The sequence below is a fragment of the Streptomyces sp. NPDC006551 genome, from assembly GCF_040611675.1.
GTDB lineage: Bacteria > Actinomycetota > Actinomycetes > Streptomycetales > Streptomycetaceae > Streptomyces.
Genome location: NZ_JBEXOT010000002.1, coordinates 144,837 through 163,220, shown reverse-complemented (window position 1 = coordinate 163,220; position 18,384 = coordinate 144,837). Strand labels below are relative to the sequence as shown.

Here is an 18,384-nt window from a genome sequence, read left to right as displayed (position 1 = left end):
GGCGAACTGATCAACCGGCCGTCACCGAGACGCGCCGGCTCCACGACCGGGGAAGTGATCAACCGGCCGTGACCGAGACGCACCGACCCACTCGACCGGCGAACTGATCAACCGGCCGTCGCCGCCCGCCGGTTCGCGTTGAACTCCGCCACGTTCTCCTCGTGCCGTGCGTAGTCGTTCGTGAACCGCGTGTCGCCCGGTTTCACGGTCACGAAGTACAGCCACTCCCCCGGCTCGGGCTCGATCGCCGCGGCCATCGCCTGTTCCCCGGGGTTCCCGATGGGCGTGGGCGGCAGCCCCGTCCGTTTGTACGTGTTGTACGTGTTGTCGATCCGGGTGTCCTCGTGCGTGGTGTCCACGGTGGAGCGCCCGAGGGCGTAGTTGAGGGTCGAGTCCATCTGGAGCGCCATGCCGCGGGCGAGGCGGTTGTAGACGACCCGGGCGACCTTCCCCATGTCCTCGGGGGTGTCGGCCTCCGCCTGGACGATGCTGGCGATGATCACCGTCTGGTGCAGGCTGACGCCGTTGCGCTGTGCGCCCGCGCTGATGTGGTCTGCGCCGAACCTCTTGCGCGCCGTGTCCACCATGTAGCGCAGCAGTGCGCCCGGGGTCGTCGAGGACGTCACCGGATACGTCGCGGGGAACAGGTAGCCCTCGGGGTTGCCGCCGGCCGCTTCGGGCAGGTTCAGCCCGGTGGCCCTGGCGCCCGCGGCCTTGCGGGTGGTGCCCGCGGCGAGGCCGAGGGATCGGTCGACGGCCGTGTAGACCTGGTTCGCGCGCCAGCCCTCCGGGATGAGCAGGGTCCGCGCCTTCTCCACCCGGGGTTCGTCCCGGGGCAGGAGCAGCGGGACCGTGACGGCCGTGGCCACGGCCAGGGCGGCGCACAGGATCAGGACGAGTTTGCCGCGACGGGTCAGCCGGGTGCGTCGGCGGCGGTTCGCGGACTGCCAGGACCGGTACGTCATGGGCGCACGCTAACCCGGGGCACCCGCGATTTCCGGGAGCGCGCACGCGGCGGCGCCGCCGGCCCCCTGGGACGGGGGACCGGCGGCGCCGTGCACTGCGATCGTCAGACGAGCCAGCCCAGGAAGTGGGCGACGCCGGCGAGCAGGTTGGTGATCACGTTCATGGTGGTGCTTCTCCTTGTGCGTGTGCATGTGTGGGACTGCGCATGTCGCGGTCTGCAGCCCGTCGCTTGCGCACCGTAAGCATCATGCGTCGCAGGGGAGTTGGGCAACGAAAGTCGGAACGATCACACGTTCTGGGGAACAACCGATCCCACGTTCGCGTGTTCGCCGTCGGGCGCCGTCTCGGCGTCCCGGCGCACCAGTGCCGCGTACCGGCCTCCTTGGGCGAGGAGCTCCTCGTGTGTGCCGCGTTCGGCGATGCGGCCGGCTTCGAGGACCACGATCTGGTCCGCGTCGCGGACGGTGGAGAGCCGGTGGGCGATGGTGAGGGTGGTGCGTCCGGCGGAGAGCGCGTCGATGGCCTGCTGGACGGCGTGTTCGGTACGGGTGTCGAGCGCGCTGGTCGCCTCGTCGAGGATCAGGACGGGCGGGTCGCGCAGGATGGTGCGGGCGATCGCCAGGCGCTGCTTCTCACCGCCCGAGAAGCGGTAGCCGCGCTCGCCGACCAGGGTGTCGTAGCCGTCCGGCAGGGAGGCGATGTGGTCGTGGATCTGCGCGGCTCGCGCGGCGGCCTCGATCTCCTCGTCGGTGGCGTCCGGCTTGGCGAAGCGCAGGTTGTCGGCGACGGAGGCGTGGAAGAGGTACGTCTCCTGGGAGACGACGCCGACGGCCCGGGCGAGGGTGTCGAAGTCCAGGTCGCGTACGTCGACTCCGTCGATCAGCACCCGGCCGCCGGTCACGTCGTAGAGCCGGGGCACCAGATAGCTGAGCGTGGACTTGCCGGAGCCGGTGGGCCCGACCACGGCGAGGCTGCCGCCGGCCGGGACCGTCACGTCGACGGCGTCGAGGGTGGGCCCGCCCGGCGCCTCCCGGTCGTAACGGAACTGGACGTTCTCGAAGGTCACCTCGCCGGCGATCTTCTCCAGCCGGACGGGGTCCTCGGACTCGGTGATGTCGACGGGCAGATCGAGGTACTCGAAGATCCGCTGGAAGAGGGCGAGGGAGGTCTGCATCTGCACGCCGGTGGAGAGCAGGCTCACGGCGGGCCGGAAGAGGCCCTGCTGGAGCGAGACGAAGGCGACCAGCGTGCCCAGCGAGATGGCCGGGCCGCCCGACTGGAGGGCGAGGCCGGCGGCCCAGTAGATCAGCGCCGGCATGGCGGCCATGACGATGCCGATGGTGGACATCCGCCACCGTCCGGCCATGGAGGAGCGCACTTCGAGGTCGACGAGGCGCTCGGACTCCGCGGCGAAGGAGGTGGTGAGCGAGTCGGCGCGGCCCATGGTCCGGCCGAGCAGGATGCCGCTGACGGACAGCGACTCCGTGACGGTCGCGGCCATGGCGGCCATCTGCTTCTGGCGCTGCGTGGTGATCTTCTTGCGTTCGCGGCCGACGCGGCGGCTGATCCAGACGAAGACGGGCAGCAGGAGCAGCGAGACGACGGTGAGCCGCCAGTCCAGCGCGAGCATGGCGACGATGGTGGCGACGACGGCGGTGAGGTTGGAGACGAGGGAGGTGGCGGTCGAGGTGACCGTCGCCTGCATGCCGCCGATGTCGTTGGCGATCCGGGACTGGACCTCACCGGTGCGTGTGCGGGTGAAGAAGGCGAGCGGCATCCGCTGCAGCTGGGCGTAGACGGCGGTGCGCAGATCGTGCATGACGCGCTGGCCGACGGTGGTGGAGATCAGGGTCTGGAGCACGCCGAAGACGCTCGTGATCACGGCGGTGGCGATCATGCCGAGGGCGAGCAGGGTGAGCAGCCCCGTACGGCCCTGCGGGATGGCGGTGTCGAGGATCTCCTTCAGGAGGAACGGCGAGGCGACCGAGACCAGCGACGAGGCGCCGACGAGCACACCGACGAGGGCGAGGCGGGCGCGGTACGGGCGGAAGAGCCGCAGGATGCGCCGCAGCTGTGCGGGTTCCTTCGGCTGCGCGGGATCACGCGCGGGAGGCGTCCAGGCGGACTCTTCATGGGGGTGCATGGGCTCCTACGAGGGGTGCGGTAGTGAGAATGATCAGAGCATAGTGCATTGTTACCTACACTCACAATGAACCAGGTCCTGATATTGTTCCCGGCATGAACACTTCCGACGGTACGAGCACTCCGGACACGCGCACAGCGGGCGCCGTCGTCACGGGCACCGGCGCTCCGGACGCGGGGGCTCAGGACGCGGGGGCTCAGGACGCGGGGGCTCAGGACGCGGGGGCTCAGGACGCGGGGGCTCAGGACGCGGGGAACGCGGACGCCGACGGCCTCCTCGCCGAGCAGTTGCTCCGGCTCACCCGGCGCCTGCACCGCATCCAGAAGCTGCACCTGGAGCCGGTCGGCATCACCCCCGCGCAGTCCCGGCTGCTGCGTACCGTCGCGCACTACGACCGCCCGCCCCGGATGGCCGATCTCGCCGAACGCCTGGAGGTTGTCCCCCGCGCCGTGACCAGCCTCGTGGACGGTCTGGAGGCGGCCGGCCGGGTCCGCCGCGTCGCCGATCCGACCAACCGCCGGGTCGTCCGGATCGAACTCACGGACACGGGACGCGCGACGCTGCGGGCGTTGCGCAGCGCGCGTCGGGCGGCCGCAGAGGACATCCTGGCTCCACTGACCGTCGACCAGCGCGAGGTGCTCGGAGGTCTGCTGTCCGCCCTGGTCGACCCGTTGCCGGAGCGCCGCTGCTGACCCGACCGGATGCCCCGCCGAAGGGGAGCCGAGCCATGCCACTGCTGGAGCCGAAGCCGCAGGCCCTCCGACCCGGTACGAAGCGGAAGCCGGCCCCCGACCGGGTCCCCGATCTCCAGGCCCGGGGCACCCCCCGGCACCTGCGGGAGGAGCTCGCCGCGCTCGTCGGCCCCGAGAAGGTGCTCTCCACCATCTCCGACCTGGTGCGGTACGCCTCCGACGCCAGCCCCTACCGGTTCGTCCCTCAGGTCGTCGTGGTCCCCGAGGCCGTCGACGACGTCTCCGCGATCCTGTCGTACGCCCACGGCAAGGGCCGCGAGGTGGTCTTCCGGGCGGCCGGGACCAGCCTGAACGGCCAGGCGCAGGGCGAGGACATCCTGGTCGACGTGCGCAGGCACTGGGTGGGTGTCGAGGTCCTGGACGGGGGCGCCCGTGCCCGGATCCTGCCCGGCACCACCGTGGCACGGGCCAATGCCGCCCTCGCCCGGTACGGCAGGGTGCTCGGCCCCGACCCGGCGAGCGCCGTCGCCTGCACCATCGGCGGAGTCGTCGCCAACAACGCCTCGGGCATGACGGCCGGGACGACCCGGAACTCGTACCGGACCGTCTCCTCGCTCACCTTCGTCCTGCCGAGCGGCACGGTCGTCGACACCGCCGACCCGGCGGCCGACGACGCGCTCGCCCGCGCCGAACCACGCCTGTGCGAGGGCCTGCGCGCGCTCAAGGCCGAGATCGAGGCCGACACCGAGCTCACGGCCCGCATCCGCGCCAAGTACGCCCTCAAGAACACCAACGGCTACCGCCTGGACGCCTTTCTCGACGGCGACACACCCGTGGAGATCCTGCGCGGTCTGATGGTCGGCTCGGAGGGCACCTTCGGCTTCATCTCCGAGGTCGTCTTCGACACCCTGCCCCTGGACCGCGCGGTCTCCACCGCGCTGCTCCTCTTCCCCTCGCTGCCGGCCGCGGCCGGCGCCGTGCCCCGCTTCACCGAGGCCGGCGCGATCGCGGTCGAGCTGATGGACGGCAACACCCTGCGCGCCTCGGCCGGCGTCCCCGGGGTGCCGGCCGACTGGGCGGAGCTGCCCAAGGAGTCCGCGGCGCTCCTGGTGGAGTGCCGGGCTGCGGACGCGGCCGCGCTGGAGGCGTACGAGGAGGAGATGGGCCGGGTCCTGGAGGGGCTCGAACTCGTCTCCCCCGTCGCCTCCGTCGACAACGCCTTCACCCGCGACGCGAAGACGATCGCCCGCCTCTGGAAGGCGCGGAAGGCGTTCGTGACCGCCGTGGGCGGATCGCGTCCACCCGGCACGACGCTGATCACCGAAGACTTCGCGGTGCCGCCCGGCCGGCTCGCGGAGGCCTGCGCCGAACTGCTCGACCTGCAGACACGGCACGGCTTCGACGCGGCCGTCGCGGGTCACGCCGCCCACGGGAACCTGCACTTCCTCCTCGCCTTCGACGCCGCCGACCCCGCCGACGTGGAGCGGTACGCGTCGTTCATGGACGCGTTCTGCAAGCTGACCGTGGAGCGGTTCGACGGCTCGCTGAAGGCCGAGCACGCCACCGGCCGCAACATCGCGCCGTTCCTGGAGCTGGAGTGGGGGCCGAAGGCGACCGAGCTGATGTGGCGGACCAAGGAGCTCATCGACCCGGACGGGGTCCTGGCCCCCCGGATCGTCCTCGACCGGGACCCGCAGGCGCATCTGCGCAACCTGAAGACCATCCCGAAGGTCGAGGCGATCGCCGACCCCTGCATCGAGTGCGGATTCTGCGAACCGACCTGCCCCAGCCAGGACCTGACCACCACACCCCGCCAACGCATCGTGCTGCGCCGGGAGATGATGCGGCAGAGCGACGGCTCCCCGGTCGAGGCCGGTCTCCTCGCCACTTACGGCTACGACGCCGTCGACACCTGCGCGGGCGACTCCACCTGCGCTCTGGCCTGTCCGGTCGGGATCGACACCGGTGCGCTGATGAAGGAGTTCCGGCACGCGCGGCACTCCGCCCAGGAGGAACGGATCGCCGCGTTCACCGCCCGGAACTTCCGGGCCGTGGAGGTCGCGGCCCGGCTAGCGGTCGCCGCCGGCCACCGGATCGGCGACCGGCTCCTGGAATCGGTGACCGGGCTCGTACGCAAGGCGGTGCGGCCCGATCTCGTACCGGAGTGGCTGCCCGAGATCCCCGGCGCGGCGGCCCGTCGTCTGCCCCGCACCCACCGTCCGGCGGCCGCCGCCGTCTACTACCCGGCCTGTGTGAACCGCATCTTCGGCGGGCCCGAGGAGCGGCACGGACCCTCGCTCCCCGAGGCGGTGGTGAGGGTCTCCGCCCGTGCCGGAAAGCCGGTGTGGATCCCGGACGACGTGGCCGGTACGTGCTGCGCGACGATCTGGCACTCCAAGGGGTACGAGCGTGGCAACGCGGTGATGGCCAACAGGATCGTGGAGGCGGCCTGGGGATGGACGGCGGGCGGGCGCCTCCCGCTGATCGTCGACGCCTCCTCCTGCACGCTCGGCATCGCCCATGAGGTGGTGCCGTACCTCACGGACGACAACCGGGAGTTGCACGCGGAGCTGACCGTGGTCGACTCGCTGGTGTGGGCGGCCGACGAGCTGCTCCCGCGGCTCGAGGTGCGCCGCAGGCTCGGTTCGGCGGTGGTCCATCCGACATGCTCCATGCTCCACCTGGGCGACGAGGACCGGCTGACGGCCATCGCCGCGGCGTGCGCGGACGAGGTCGTCGTACCGGACGACGTGGGGTGCTGCGCCTTCGCGGGTGACCGCGGCATGCTCCACCCGGAGCTGACGGCCGCCGCCACCGCGCGCGAGGCGGCCGAGGTGGCGGCCCGCCCCTTCGACGCGCACCTGTCGGCGAACCGGATGTGCGAGATCGGCATGGACCGGGCGACCGGGCGGAGTTACGAGTCGGCGCTCCTCGCCCTGGAGCGTGCCACGCGCCCCTGACGGCCGGAGCCGCTTTCGACGACGAGGGTCCCTCACCGACAGGGTGAGGGACCCTCGTCGTCCCGGTGCGCCGTCTACCGGAGGCGAAGAGTCCAACCACCCGTCGCAAGAGTCCAATCCGCGCCCTTGCGCACCGCGAGCCTCAACGGCCAGGGTCCTGTGCGGGATTCATGAACCAGCCATGCACACCGCAACCGGAGGTTCGATGAACGACAACGCACCACAGCCCCCGAGCCGCCGTTCCGTACTCCGGACCACGGCCGGCGCGGCGGGGGCCGGCCTCGGCCTCGGCGCCCTGAGCGGCACTCCCGCCCACGCCGCTCCCGACGCCACCGCCGGCCACGCCGCTGCCGCCGGCCACGCCGAAGAGGCGGCGCGGACCCCGCCGCGCAGAGGCGCCACCATGGCCGGCGTGCCCTTCGAAGGCCGCTCCACCGTCCGGGTCGGCATCATCGGCCTCGGCAACCGCGGCGGCAGCATGATCGACCTGTTCCTCGCCCTGCCCGGGGTGCGGGTGGTCGCCCTCTGCGACCCGGTGAAGGCCAAGACGGAGCGGGCCGCGGCGAAGGTCGTCGCCGCCGGCCAGCCCTCCCCCGCCGTGTACACCCACGGCGAGGACGACTACGAGCAGCTCTGCGAACGCTCCGACCTGGACTTCGTCTACGTGGCCACTCCCTGGCACCTCCACTTCGCGATGGCGCGGGCGGCGATGCTGAACGGCAAGCACGTCGGCGTCGAATGTCCGGTCGCGATGCGGCTCGACGAGCTGTGGCAACTGGTCGACCTCTCCGAGCAGACCCGCCGCCACTGCATGCAGTTGGAGAACTGCTGCTACGGCCGCAACGAGATGCGGGTCCTGCGGATGGCCCACGCGGGGAAGTTCGGTGATCTGCTGCACGGTGCGGGCGCGTACAACCACGATCTGCGGGAGCTGATGTTCTCGCCGACGTACTACGAAGGCCCCTGGCGCCGGTTGTGGCACACCCGGCTTCGCGGTGATCTCTATCCCAACCACGGTTTCGGGCCTGTCGCCAACTACATGGACGTCAACCGGGGCGACCGGGTGGTCAGCATCAGCAGCTTCGGGACGCCGGCGCTCGGTCTCGCCCAGTACCGTGCCGAGAAGATGCCGCCGGGCGACCCGAGCTGGAAGGAGACGTACGTCGGGAGCGACCGGACGATCAGCCTGGTCCAGACGGCGAAGGGCCGGGTGATCCGCCTGGAGCACGACGTCTCGACCCCGCACCCGTACAGCCGTATCAACAGTCTCGGCGGTACGCGCGGTGTCTTCGAGGACTATCCGGCGCGGATCTATCTGGAGCCCGACCACAAGGGTCATCAGTGGGGCGACTTCTCGGCGTACGCCGGCGATTTCGACCACTGGCTCTGGAAGGAGCACGCCAACCCGCCCGGCGGGCACGGCGGCATGGACTACATCATGATCTTCCGGCTGATGCAGTGCATGCGGCTGGGGCTCGTTCCGGACTTCGACGTGTACGACGCGGCCACCTGGACCGCTCCGGTGCCGCTCAGTGACGCCTCGATCAAGGCCAAGGGCGCGCCTCAGGCGATCCCGGACTTCACCCGGGGCGAGTGGCGCAAGGCCAGGTCCGGCGTGGACTCGGCCAAGCCGGCGTAGCGCCCGGCGACGCGGGGCCCGGCTCACACCCGCCGGGCCCCGCGCGCCGGGGACGGCGCGGTCGTACTGGTGGAGCGGCGCCCTCAGCAGCGGTGACGGTCCTCCGTGAGCGTGCCCTGGACCGTCCTCAGGGTCCGGTCGTAGCAGCCGTCGGAGCCGTACAGCCGGTACCGCTCGGTCGTCGTGCCGACCGCGTGCCGCTGATCGCGGGGCACGCCCGTGGTGTAGGTCGCGTCGCCCGCGTAGCTGTCGTCGAGGCGCGAGAAGAACACCCGCTTGCCGCCGCGCAGGACGACGGTGTCGGCCCGGTCACCGAGCGCGAGCACGGTCCGCAGCCGGTCGCCGGCGCCGATCGTGGTCTCGCCGTCCATGGTGTACGTGCGGTGGGTGCGGGTGGTGGTGCGTCCGGCGGTCACGGTCTCGTCGTCGGTCCACCGCGCCGTGAGCGCGTCGGGGTTCTCGTTCTCGCCCCAGCGGTGGACGGAGGTGTGCGCGACGGTCCGGGTGACCGTGGTGTCGACACGGCCGTGCGAGGTGTCGAGATGACCAGCGACGGTGAGCCGGTGTCCGCCGTCGGTCTCCAGACGGTGCTCCGAACCGGGCGTGTACGCGGAGGAGTTGCGCGGGGCGCTCTCCTCGTGACGGTCGACCGAGCCGGTGACCACCGCGCTGCCCTCGTCCTGCCAGAGCAGCACGTTGGTCGGCGTGCTCCAGCCGGTCTGCCCGGCCGGGACGCCGAGCACCGACACCTCGATCCGGTGCGCGCGGCCGTCGTTGAGGAGGCCGGCGAAGGGGGTCAGGTCGTAGACGATCGGCTGGACGTCGAAGGCGCGCGGGCCGGGAGTGACGTACCAGAGGAAGGGATTGGACCAGCCGCCGGTCCATACCGTGGGGAACGGGGCGGCGATGCCCGCGAGCCTGCCGTCGACGGAGACCCGCACCTCACGGTAGGGGCCGTCGGTCGCCTTGCAGGAGTACGGGGCGGTGTCGGGGACGGTGAGGTACCAGTACTCCTCGCAGCCGCCGCCGGAGCCGGTGGCGTACACCTCGGCGAGGATCCGTTCGGTGTTCCGGGGGGTGGTCAGGCTGGTGGAGTGCAGCGGGATCACCCGGTCGGGGGTGTCCGCCGCGGGCTTCACCGGCCCCCGCGCCGTGTAGAAGGTGAGCGTGACGCGGACGTCGAGAACACCGGTGTACGTCTCGTTCACGACATTGCCGATGAGCATCTCGACGGGCTGTGGACGGCTGAGGGTGTCGCGGTAGCGGGTGACGTCCTTCTCGACCGACCAGCGGATGCCGTCGGGCGAGGGCTGGGGAGTCGAGGTGCGGAAGATCTCCACGCCGCCGACGGCGACGTGGCCGAGCCGGTCGTACTGACGGCCCTTCACCTCCCCGTCGAGGCGGAGCACGACCTTGCTCCAGCGTGTGCCGCACTCCTCAGGAGGCGCGTAACTCCCTTTGTACGGCGTGAAGTCGCGGAACCGGGCGGCGGCGAGAGTGACCTCGCAGGAGGGCGTGGCCGGCTTGGCGACCGGCGGCGTCGCGGTCACCGGGTCGTGCCAGTCGCTGCTGAACTCGGCCGGGGGCGTGTCGGCCGGAACGGCCGCGGGGTACGCGGCCGCGGGGTACGCGGTGAGCAGGGCACCGGCGGCCAGCACCAGGCCGCTGATCATGCCCATGATCCTCTGATGTCTCATGGGTCGCGAGTGAAACGCGGGTGGCGCGGGGCGTCCAGAGGGCGCTGTCGGATCTTGGCGCGATCTGTGCCTGATTGCGAATAAATCAATTGCCGTTCGCCGTCCCCGAGCGCGAACCTTGCACGGTTTGAACCGACCGGCCACAAGCCGACGACCCATCGGAAGACCCTGGGACGACATGCAGATTCGCGAACTACCCTACGCCGATCCAGGGGTCCCCGATGTCCGCTCGGGCACCCGGTTCCTCCTCTGGCTCGGCCGCAACCAACTCGGCGGACAGGTCAGGACCCTGCTGTGGGGACTGCTGCTCCAGCTCTCCATCGCCGCGCTGCCGCTGGCCGTCGGCCTCGCCGTGCAGGCGGTCGTCGACCGCGACGGCGGCCGCCTCGCGCTCGCGGGCGGCCTGCTCGCCCTGCTCGGCGCGGGCATCGCCGTCGGCGACATGATGGTCCACCGCACCGCCGTCACCAACTGGATCACCGCCGCCGCCCGGGTGCAGCAGTTGCTCTCCCGCAAGACCGCCGAACTCGGCTCCGTACTGACCCGGCGGGTCGCCGCGGGCGAGGTCGTGGCCGTCTCCACCGGCGACGTCGAGAAGATCGGCTGGTTCGTCGAGGCGCTGTCGCGGTTCACCGCCGCGGCCACCACCCTGGTGGTCGTCTGCGTGGCCCTGGTGGTGTACCAGCCCGCGCTGGGGGTCCTCGTCGCGGTCGGTGTGCCGGTCCTCGCCCTGGCCGTGCTGCCACTGCTGCCACGCGCCACGCGCCGGGCGGACGTCCAGCGCGAGAAGGCGGGCAAGGCCACCGAACTGGCCTCCGACACCGTGGCGGGGCTGCGCGTGCTGCGCGGCATCGGGGGCGAGGAGCTCTTCCTCGGCCGCTACCGCGCCGCCTCCCAGGAGGTGCGCCGCGCCGCCGTACGCAGCGCCCGTATGTGGGCGCTGATCGCGGCGATCCAGGTGCTGCTGCCGGGCGTCCTGCTCATCGTCGTGGTGGCGTACGGGGCGCGGCTCGCCCTGGACGGCCGGATCACCGTCGGTGAACTGGTCACCGTCTACGGCGCGGTGGCGCTGACCCACCATCCGCTGCGGAACTTCGAGGAGATCGCGATGGCGTTCTCCTTCTCCCGGCCGTCCGCGAAACGGGCCGCCCGGGTGCTGTCGCTGACGCGCACGTCGACGACGTCGGAGGCGCGCGGTGGGACGGAGGCTTCCGGTGATCTGTACGACCCGGCCACCGGGCTGCTCGCCCCCGCGGGCCGATTCACCGCGGTCGTCTGCGGCGATCCGGACGCGGCCGGACGGCTCGCGGACCGCCTGGGCGGCCATCCCACCGAGCCGGGCGAGGGCCACACCTCCGTCCTCCTGGGCGGTGTACCGCTCGACGAGCTCACTCTCGACGCCGCCAGGACCGCCGTCCTCGTCCAGGACAAGGATCCGGTGCTGCTCTCCGGCACCCTCCACGAGCTGCTCGACGTTCCCTCCTCGGGCGCGGTCCGGGCGGAGGACGCCCTGGCCGCCGCGCAGTGCGGGGACGTGCTCGACGCCCTCGCGCAGGCGTCCGTGGACACCGACGGCGACCCGATGAGGACCCGGATCACCGAGCGCGGCCGGTCGCTCTCCGGCGGCCAGCGCCAGCGCCTGGCCCTGGCCCGCTCCCTGGTCACCGACCCGGAGGTGCTGGTCCTCGACGAGCCGACCTCGGCCGTCGACTCGCACACCGAGGCCCGGGTCGCGGCGGGCGTCAAGCGCCTGCGCGAAGGCGCCACGACCGTGGTCCTGGCGTCGTCGCCACTCCTGCTCGACCTCGCGGACCGGGTCGTCCTGATCCACGAGGACGAGGTGGTGGCGGTGGGGACGCACCGGGAGCTGCTGCGCGACGAGCCGCGCTACCGGGCGGTCGTCACCCGCGAGACCGAGGCCGAACTCGCGTCCGGCGCCGAACCCGGCGTGAAGCGTGAGGAGCCCGAAGGACGCGAAGTCGGCGAGGAGCTCGACGACATGGAAGAGATCGAAGAGCTGGAAGGAGAGTCGGCATGATCGGCCTGGCGCCACCGGCGTACGACCCGGCGGCCCCGCGGACGGCGACGACGCTGCCCGTCGGCACGGCCGCGACCGTACGCGCGTACGTACGCGAGCTGCTGAACCGCCACCGCGGGGCGTTCGCCCTGCTCGTCGGCGTCAACGCGGTCGCCGTGATCGCCTCGATGGCCGGTCCCTACCTCCTCGGCTCGCTCGTCGAGCGGCTCGCCGATGGAGCGCGCGATCTGCGGCTGGAGCACACCGTCGCCCTGTTCGCGGTCGCCCTCGTCGTCCAGACGCTCTTCGTACGGCTGGTGCGGCTGCGGGGCGCGATGCTCGGCGAGGAGATGCTCGCCGATCTGCGCGAGGACTTCCTCGTGCGCTCGGTGGGACTGCCGCCGGGCGTCCTGGAGCGGGCCGGGACGGGCGACCTGCTCTCCCGTATCACCACCGACATCGACCGGCTGGCCAACGCGATGCGCGAGGCGGTGCCGCAGCTCGCCATCGGGGTGGTCTGGGCGGGACTGCTGATCGGCGGACTCACCGTGACCGCGCCGCCGTTGGCGGTCGCGATCCTGATCGCCGCTCCGCTGCTGATCGTGGGCTGCCGCTGGTACTTCAAGCGGGCGCCGTCGGCCTATCGCTCGGAGGCCGCCGGTTACGCCGCGGTCGCCGGGGCGCTCGCCGAGACCGTCGACGCGGGCCGCACGGTCGAGGCGCACCGCCTCGGCGCCCGCCGGATCGCCCTGTCCGACCGGCGGATCGCCGAGTGGACGGCGTGGGAGCGGTACACCCTCTTCCTGCGCTCGGTCCTCTTCCCGGTCATCAACCTCACGCACACGACGGTGCTGGCCGCCGTGCTGCTGCTCGGCGGCGTGTTCGTGCTGCGGGGCTGGATCAACGTCGGACAGCTGACGACGGGCGCGCTCCTCGCCCAGATGCTGGTGGACCCGATCGGGATCGTGCTGCGCTGGTACGACGAGCTGCAGGTGGCCCAGGTGTCGCTGGCGCGGCTCGTCGGCGTCCGGGACATCGAACCGGACGCGGGCGACGAGGACGTACGGCCGGAGGGGCGTACGGTCAGGGCGGACGAGGTGCGCTTCGGCTACCGCGAGGGCGTCGACGTCCTGCACCAGGTGTCGATGGACGTCCCTCCGGGCACCCGGCTGGCGCTCGTCGGCCCGTCCGGCGCGGGCAAGTCGACGCTCGGGCGGCTGCTCGCGGGCATCTACGGCCCGCGCACGGGCACGGTCACCCTCGGCGCCGCCGAGCTGGCCAGGATGCCGGCCGAACGGGTCCGCGAGCACGTGGCCCTGGTCAATCAGGAGCACCACGTCTTCGTCGGCTCGCTGCGGGACAACCTGCTGCTGGCCAGGACGGGCGCGGCGGACGCCGAGCTGTGGGCGGCGCTCGGCGCGGTCGACGCGGACGGCTGGGCACGGGGGCTCGAGGAGGGCCTCGACACGGAGGTGGGCTCGGGCGGGGTGGCACTCACCCCGGCGCAGGCCCAGCAGATCGCCCTGGCGCGGCTGGTGCTCGCCGACCCGCACACGCTGGTCCTCGACGAGGCGACCTCGCTCCTGGACCCGCGCGCCGCCCGCCACCTGGAGCGCTCGCTCGCCCGGGTCCTGGACGGCCGCACGGTCGTGGCGATCGCCCACCGCCTGCACACCGCCCACGACGCGGACGTGATCGCGGTCGTGGAGGAGGGCCGCGTCAGCGAACTCGGAAACCACGACGAACTGGTGGCGGCCGACGGAGCGTACGCGGCGCTCTGGAGGTCCTGGCACGGCTGACGAACGACCCTTGTCGGCGCGGGGCGGGTCGCCCGTGCGGAGACGCCCCGCCCCACCGGGGCCGGGGCGTCCTCCCCGCGCACGGGCACGGGTCGGGCACCTATGGCCGGTGCGTCTGCTGCGAGGCGCGGGCCCGGATCGCCGGGGCCCTAGATGAACCCCAGCGCCGCCGCTCCGCCGACTCCCCCGAGGAGCATGAACGCCGGCATGAGGACCTTCAGCTCGACCCAGCTGCCCGCGCGGAAGCGCATCGGCTTCGGCGGCCCCACCGGGTACCACCGCTTGCGGCCCACCGGGATCGGCCACAGGATCGGGCAGCCGGAGACCGTCAGGGCGTCGCCGATGTCGTGGACGAGCGCGCCGAGGACGATCGGCAGGCCCAGCCACAGGTACTCCTGGCCGGGGCCGGTGAACAGCCAGTCCGAGCCGTTGCCCGGCTGGTCCAGGACGCCCGCCAGGATCCAGGCGCTGGTGGCGCCGAGCAGCCAGACCAGGACGTCGCTGGACATCCGCGCGGCCCGCCAGAGCAGGCCCTCGACGGCCAGGACGAGGTGGACGAAGAGGATCGCGAGGACGGCCCAGCGGCCGCCGGTGATCGCCGCGACGGACGCTCCCGCACCGATGAGGACCGCCCAGAGCCAGGTGTGGGTGAGCGTGCGGTGCCCACCGGACCTGCGGGGGTCGGCGGAGGAGCGGGTCGCCTTGTAGACGGCGTACGAGAGCTTGTCGACGATCTCGCACAGGCCCCGGGAGACCGGGCCGAAGGCGCGCGAGATGGTCGCGGACTTGTGGTCGAGGTCCGGGGCGAGGGCCGCGCCCGCGCAGAGGAGCGCTCCGACGACGAGAACCGGCCATGGCATCGGATGGCCCGCGGCGGCCGCCGCGGCTCCGACGCCCAGCCAGGCCGCCGCTCCGGACAGCGAGTGCGCCGGTCCCATCATGCTCGTTCCCGCCCCGTTCCTCCCGCGCCGGCGCTCAGTTGACGACCGGTCGACGAGCCAGCGTATCGTCCGTGATCTTGTGTACGGTGGCCGGTTCCCTCATCCGGGCGGATCCCAGGCAAGATGGGGGCGTGACCCTTATCGATCAGCTGCCGCCGAACGCCGACCCCGACGCCCTCTTCGAGGCTTTCTCCTCATGGGCGGAGGACCGGGGCATCACGCTCTACCCGGCCCAGGAGGAGGCGCTGATCGAGGTGGTCTCCGGGGCCAACGTGATCTTGTCCACCCCCACCGGCTCGGGAAAGTCGCTGGTCGCGGCGGGTGCGCACTTCACGGCGCTGGCTCAGGACAAGGTGACGTTCTACACGGCGCCGATCAAGGCCCTGGTGTCGGAGAAGTTCTTCGACCTGTGCAAGCTCTTCGGCACCGAGAACGTCGGCATGCTGACCGGCGACGCCTCCGTGAACGCGGACGCGCCCGTGATCTGCTGCACCGCCGAGGTGCTGGCCTCCATCGCGCTGCGGGACGGCAAGTACGCCGACATCGGCCAGGTCGTGATGGACGAGTTCCACTTCTACGCGGAGCCGGACCGCGGCTGGGCCTGGCAGATCCCGATCCTGGAACTCCCCCAGGCACAGTTCGTGCTCATGTCGGCCACGCTCGGTGACGTCTCGATGTTCGAGAAGGATCTGACCCGGCGCACGGGCCGCCCCACCTCGGTGGTCCGCTCGGCGACCCGGCCGGTGCCCCTCTCGTACGAGTACCGGCTCACGCCCATCACGGACACCCTGACCGAGCTCCTGGAGACCAAGCAGGCTCCGGTCTACATCGTGCACTTCACGCAGGCGCAGGCGGTCGAGCGCGCGCAGTCGCTGATGAGCATCAACATGTGCTCGCGCGAGGAGAAGGACAAGATCGCCGAACTGATCGGCAACTTCCGCTTCACCACCAAGTTCGGCCAGAACCTCTCGCGGTACGTGCGCCACGGCATCGGCGTCCACCACGCCGGCATGCTGCCCAAGTACCGCCGTCTCGTCGAGAAGCTGGCCCAGGCGGGCCTGCTGAAGGTGATCTGCGGTACGGACACGCTCGGCGTGGGCGTCAACGTGCCCATCCGTACGGTGCTGTTCACGGCGCTGACGAAGTACGACGGCAACCGTGTGCGGACGCTGCGCGCGCGGGAGTTCCACCAGATCGCGGGGCGGGCCGGACGGGCGGGCTTCGACACGGCCGGTCTGGTGGTCGCGCAGGCGCCCGAGCACGTCATCGAGAACGAGAAGGCGCTGGCCAAGGCGGGCGACGACCCGAAGAAGCGCCGCAAGGTGGTGCGCAAGAAGGCCCCGGAGGGGTTCGTCGCCTGGAGCGACACCACCTTCGAGAAGCTGATCGCCGCCGAGCCGGAGCCGCTGACCTCCCGCTTCAAGGTCACCAACATCATGCTGCTGTCGGTGATCGCGCGCCCGGGGAACGCGTTCGATGCGATGCGCAAGCTTCTGGAGGACAACCACGAGCCGCGCAAGGCGCAGCTGCGGCACATCCGGCGGGCCATCGCGATCTACCGTTCGCTGCTCGACGGCGGTGTGGTGGAGCAGCTCGACAAGCCGGACGCCGAGGGGCGCACGATCCGGCTCACCGTCGACCTCCAGCAGGACTTCGCGCTCAACCAGCCGCTGTCCACGTTCGCGCTCGCCGCGTTCGACCTGCTCGACCCGGAGTCCCCGTCCTACGCCCTGGACATGGTCTCGGTCGTCGAGTCGACCCTGGACGACCCTCGCCAGATCCTGGCCGCCATGCAGAACAAGGCGCGCGGCGAGGCGGTCGGGCAGATGAAGGCGGACGGCGTCGAGTACGAGGAGCGCATGGAGCGGCTCCAGGACATCTCGTACCCGAAGCCGCTGGAGGAGCTGCTCTGGCACGCGTACAACGTCTACCGGAAATCGCACCCGTGGGTGGGCGATCATCCGGTCTCGCCGAAGTCCGTCATCCGTGACATGTACGAACGGGCGCTGTCCTTCACGGAGTTCACGTCCTGGTACGAGCTGGCGCGGACCGAGGGCATCGTGCTGCGCTACCTCGCGAGCGCGTACAAGGCGCTGGACCACACCATCCCGGACGACCTGAAGACCGAGGATCTGACCGACCTGATCGAGTGGCTGGGCGAGATGGTGCGCCAGGTGGACTCCTCGCTGCTCGACGAGTGGGAGCAGCTCGCCAACCCCGAGGTGGAGACCGCAGAGGAGGCTCAGGAGAAGGCCGACCAGGTCAAGCCGGTCACGGCGAACACCCGCGCCTTCCGGGTCCTCGTACGGAACGCGATGTTCCGCCGGGTCGAGCTGGCGGCTCTCGACAATGTCGACGCGCTGGGCGAGCTGGACGCGGAGTCCGGCTGGGACGCGGACGCGTGGGGCGAGGCGATGGACGCGTACTGGGACGAGTACGACGATCTCGGTACGGGCCCCGACGCGCGCGGTCCGAAGCTGCTCGCCATCGAGGAGGACGCGGCGCACGGTCTGTGGCGCGTCCGGCAGACGTTCGCCGATCCCAACGGCGACCATGACTGGGGCATCAGCGCGGAGGTGGATCTCGCGGCCTCCGACGAGGAGGGCCGCGCGGTCGTCCGCGTGACGTCCGTCGGACAGCTGTAGCCAGGGTTAAGGAGCGCAGTCGTGACAAGTCCCGCCGAGAGTCTCGTCGACCTGCTCGATCTGGAGCGGATCGAAGTCGACATCTTCCGCGGCCAGAGCCCGCAGGAGTCGCTGCAACGGGTCTTCGGCGGCCAGGTCGCCGGCCAGGCCCTGGTGGCCGCGGGCCGCACGACCGAGGGCGACCGGCCGGTGCACTCGCTGCACTCCTACTTCCTGCGGCCGGGGCGCCCGGGCGTCCCGATCGTGTACCAGGTCGAGCGGGTGCGGGACGGGCGTTCGTTCACCACGCGCCGGGTCACGGCGATCCAGCAGGGCCGCACGATCTTCAACCTGACGGCCTCCTTCCACCTGCCGGAGGAGGCCGGCTTCGAGCACCAGCTGCCGCCGCGGCACATGACGGACCCGGAGACCCTGCCGAAGCTCGCGGACGAGATCCGCGATCACCTGGGGACGCTGCCGGAGGCGCTGGAGCGGATGGCGCGGCGCCAGCCGTTCGACATCCGGTACGTGGACCGGCTGCGCTGGACGAAGGACGAGGTCAGGGACGCGGACCCGCGCAGCGCGGTGTGGATGCGCGCGGTGGGCCCGCTGGGCGACGACCCGCTGGTGCACACCTGCGCGCTGACGTACGCCTCGGACATGACGCTCCTGGACGCGGTCCGTATCCCCGTGGAGCCGCTGTGGGGGCCGCGCGGCTTCGACATGGCGTCGCTGGACCACGCGATGTGGTTCCACCGGCCGTTCCGTGCGGACGAGTGGTTCCTGTACGACCAGGAGTCCCCGATCGCGACCGGCGGCCGCGGCCTGGCGCGCGGCCGGATCTACGACCGCGAGGGGCGGTTGCTGGTCTCCGTGGTGCAGGAGGGTCTGTTCCGCAAGCTCTGA

At 71.6% G+C, this 18,384-nt stretch carries 11 protein-coding genes; 7 read left to right on the top strand and 4 right to left on the bottom strand.

Annotation, left to right across the window (positions count from 1 at the left end; all coding sequences use genetic code 11):
• Positions 1 to 107 precede the first annotated feature (107 nt).
• Positions 108 to 965: an endolytic transglycosylase MltG gene (gene mltG / locus ABZY12_RS03350; RefSeq protein WP_356886596.1), complete on the bottom strand. Its 858-nt coding sequence runs from the start codon at positions 963 to 965 to the stop codon at positions 108 to 110.
• Between the two features lie 287 nt (positions 966 to 1,252).
• Entirely contained in the window at positions 1,253 to 3,109 is a 1,857-nt protein-coding gene (locus ABZY12_RS03345; RefSeq protein ID WP_356886594.1) for an ABC transporter ATP-binding protein, read from the bottom strand.
• A gap of 287 nt (positions 3,110 to 3,396) precedes the next feature.
• On the opposite strand from ABZY12_RS03345, the gene ABZY12_RS03340 reads away from it, so the two are divergent.
• The 3 genes from ABZY12_RS03340 to ABZY12_RS03330 all read left to right on the top strand — a co-directional run bounded on the left by ABZY12_RS03340 (position 3,397) and on the right by ABZY12_RS03330 (position 8,400).
• On the top strand, positions 3,397 to 3,801 hold the full coding sequence (locus tag ABZY12_RS03340) for a MarR family transcriptional regulator (protein WP_356886976.1): 405 nt from the start codon (positions 3,397 to 3,399) through the stop codon (positions 3,799 to 3,801).
• Between the two features lie 35 nt (positions 3,802 to 3,836).
• Positions 3,837 to 6,761: an FAD-binding and (Fe-S)-binding domain-containing protein gene (locus ABZY12_RS03335; protein ID WP_356886592.1), complete on the top strand. Its 2,925-nt coding sequence runs from the start codon at positions 3,837 to 3,839 to the stop codon at positions 6,759 to 6,761.
• Positions 6,762 to 6,966: 205 nt separating this feature from the next.
• Complete coding sequence (locus ABZY12_RS03330; protein WP_356886590.1) at positions 6,967 to 8,400, top strand: Gfo/Idh/MocA family oxidoreductase; 1,434 nt, start codon at positions 6,967 to 6,969, stop codon at positions 8,398 to 8,400.
• Positions 8,401 to 8,483: 83 nt separating this feature from the next.
• Here ABZY12_RS03330 and ABZY12_RS03325 read toward each other — a convergent pair whose 3' ends face one another.
• Positions 8,484 to 10,097: a peptide-N4-asparagine amidase gene (locus tag ABZY12_RS03325; RefSeq protein ID WP_356886588.1), complete on the bottom strand. Its 1,614-nt coding sequence runs from the start codon at positions 10,095 to 10,097 to the stop codon at positions 8,484 to 8,486.
• 178 nt (positions 10,098 to 10,275) lie between these two features.
• Between ABZY12_RS03325 and ABZY12_RS03320 the strand changes: the two genes are divergently transcribed.
• Complete coding sequence (locus ABZY12_RS03320) at positions 10,276 to 12,135, top strand: ABC transporter ATP-binding protein (protein WP_356886586.1); 1,860 nt, start codon at positions 10,276 to 10,278, stop codon at positions 12,133 to 12,135.
• A complete protein-coding gene (locus tag ABZY12_RS03315; protein WP_356886584.1) occupies positions 12,132 to 13,913 on the top strand; it encodes an ABC transporter ATP-binding protein in 1,782 nt (593 codons plus the stop codon). Before ABZY12_RS03320 ends, ABZY12_RS03315 begins: the two co-directional genes overlap by 4 nt.
• A 149-nt stretch (positions 13,914 to 14,062) precedes the next feature.
• On the opposite strand, the gene ABZY12_RS03310 is transcribed toward ABZY12_RS03315, so the two are convergent.
• A complete protein-coding gene (locus tag ABZY12_RS03310; RefSeq protein ID WP_356886582.1) occupies positions 14,063 to 14,854 on the bottom strand; it encodes a metal-dependent hydrolase in 792 nt (263 codons plus the stop codon).
• A 131-nt stretch (positions 14,855 to 14,985) separates the two neighbouring features.
• On the opposite strand from ABZY12_RS03310, the gene ABZY12_RS03305 reads away from it, so the two are divergent.
• The gene (locus tag ABZY12_RS03305; RefSeq protein ID WP_356886580.1) at positions 14,986 to 17,499 is read left to right on the top strand and encodes a DUF3516 domain-containing protein; all 2,514 of its coding nucleotides are present in this window, start codon (positions 14,986 to 14,988) and stop codon (positions 17,497 to 17,499) included.
• 21 nt (positions 17,500 to 17,520) lie between these two features.
• The gene (locus tag ABZY12_RS03300) at positions 17,521 to 18,384 is read left to right on the top strand and encodes an acyl-CoA thioesterase II (protein ID WP_356886578.1); all 864 of its coding nucleotides are present in this window, start codon (positions 17,521 to 17,523) and stop codon (positions 18,382 to 18,384) included.

What these genes read in the sequence shown, in the direction of transcription:
- ABZY12_RS03335 (WP_356886592.1), top strand. Translation starts at nt 3,837, where the DNA reads ATGCCACTGCTGGAGCCGAAGCCGCAGGCCCTCCGACCCGGTACGAAG.
- mltG (WP_356886596.1), bottom strand. Translation starts at nt 965, where the DNA reads ATGACGTACCGGTCCTGGCAGTCCGCGAACCGCCGCCGACGCACCCGG.
- ABZY12_RS03330 (WP_356886590.1), top strand. Translation starts at nt 6,967, where the DNA reads ATGAACGACAACGCACCACAGCCCCCGAGCCGCCGTTCCGTACTCCGG.
- ABZY12_RS03345 (WP_356886594.1), bottom strand. Translation starts at nt 3,109, where the DNA reads ATGCACCCCCATGAAGAGTCCGCCTGGACGCCTCCCGCGCGTGATCCC.
- ABZY12_RS03315 (WP_356886584.1), top strand. Translation starts at nt 12,132, where the DNA reads ATGATCGGCCTGGCGCCACCGGCGTACGACCCGGCGGCCCCGCGGACG.
- ABZY12_RS03310 (WP_356886582.1), bottom strand. Translation starts at nt 14,854, where the DNA reads ATGATGGGACCGGCGCACTCGCTGTCCGGAGCGGCGGCCTGGCTGGGC.
- ABZY12_RS03320 (WP_356886586.1), top strand. Translation starts at nt 10,276, where the DNA reads ATGCAGATTCGCGAACTACCCTACGCCGATCCAGGGGTCCCCGATGTC.
- ABZY12_RS03325 (WP_356886588.1), bottom strand. Translation starts at nt 10,097, where the DNA reads ATGAGACATCAGAGGATCATGGGCATGATCAGCGGCCTGGTGCTGGCC.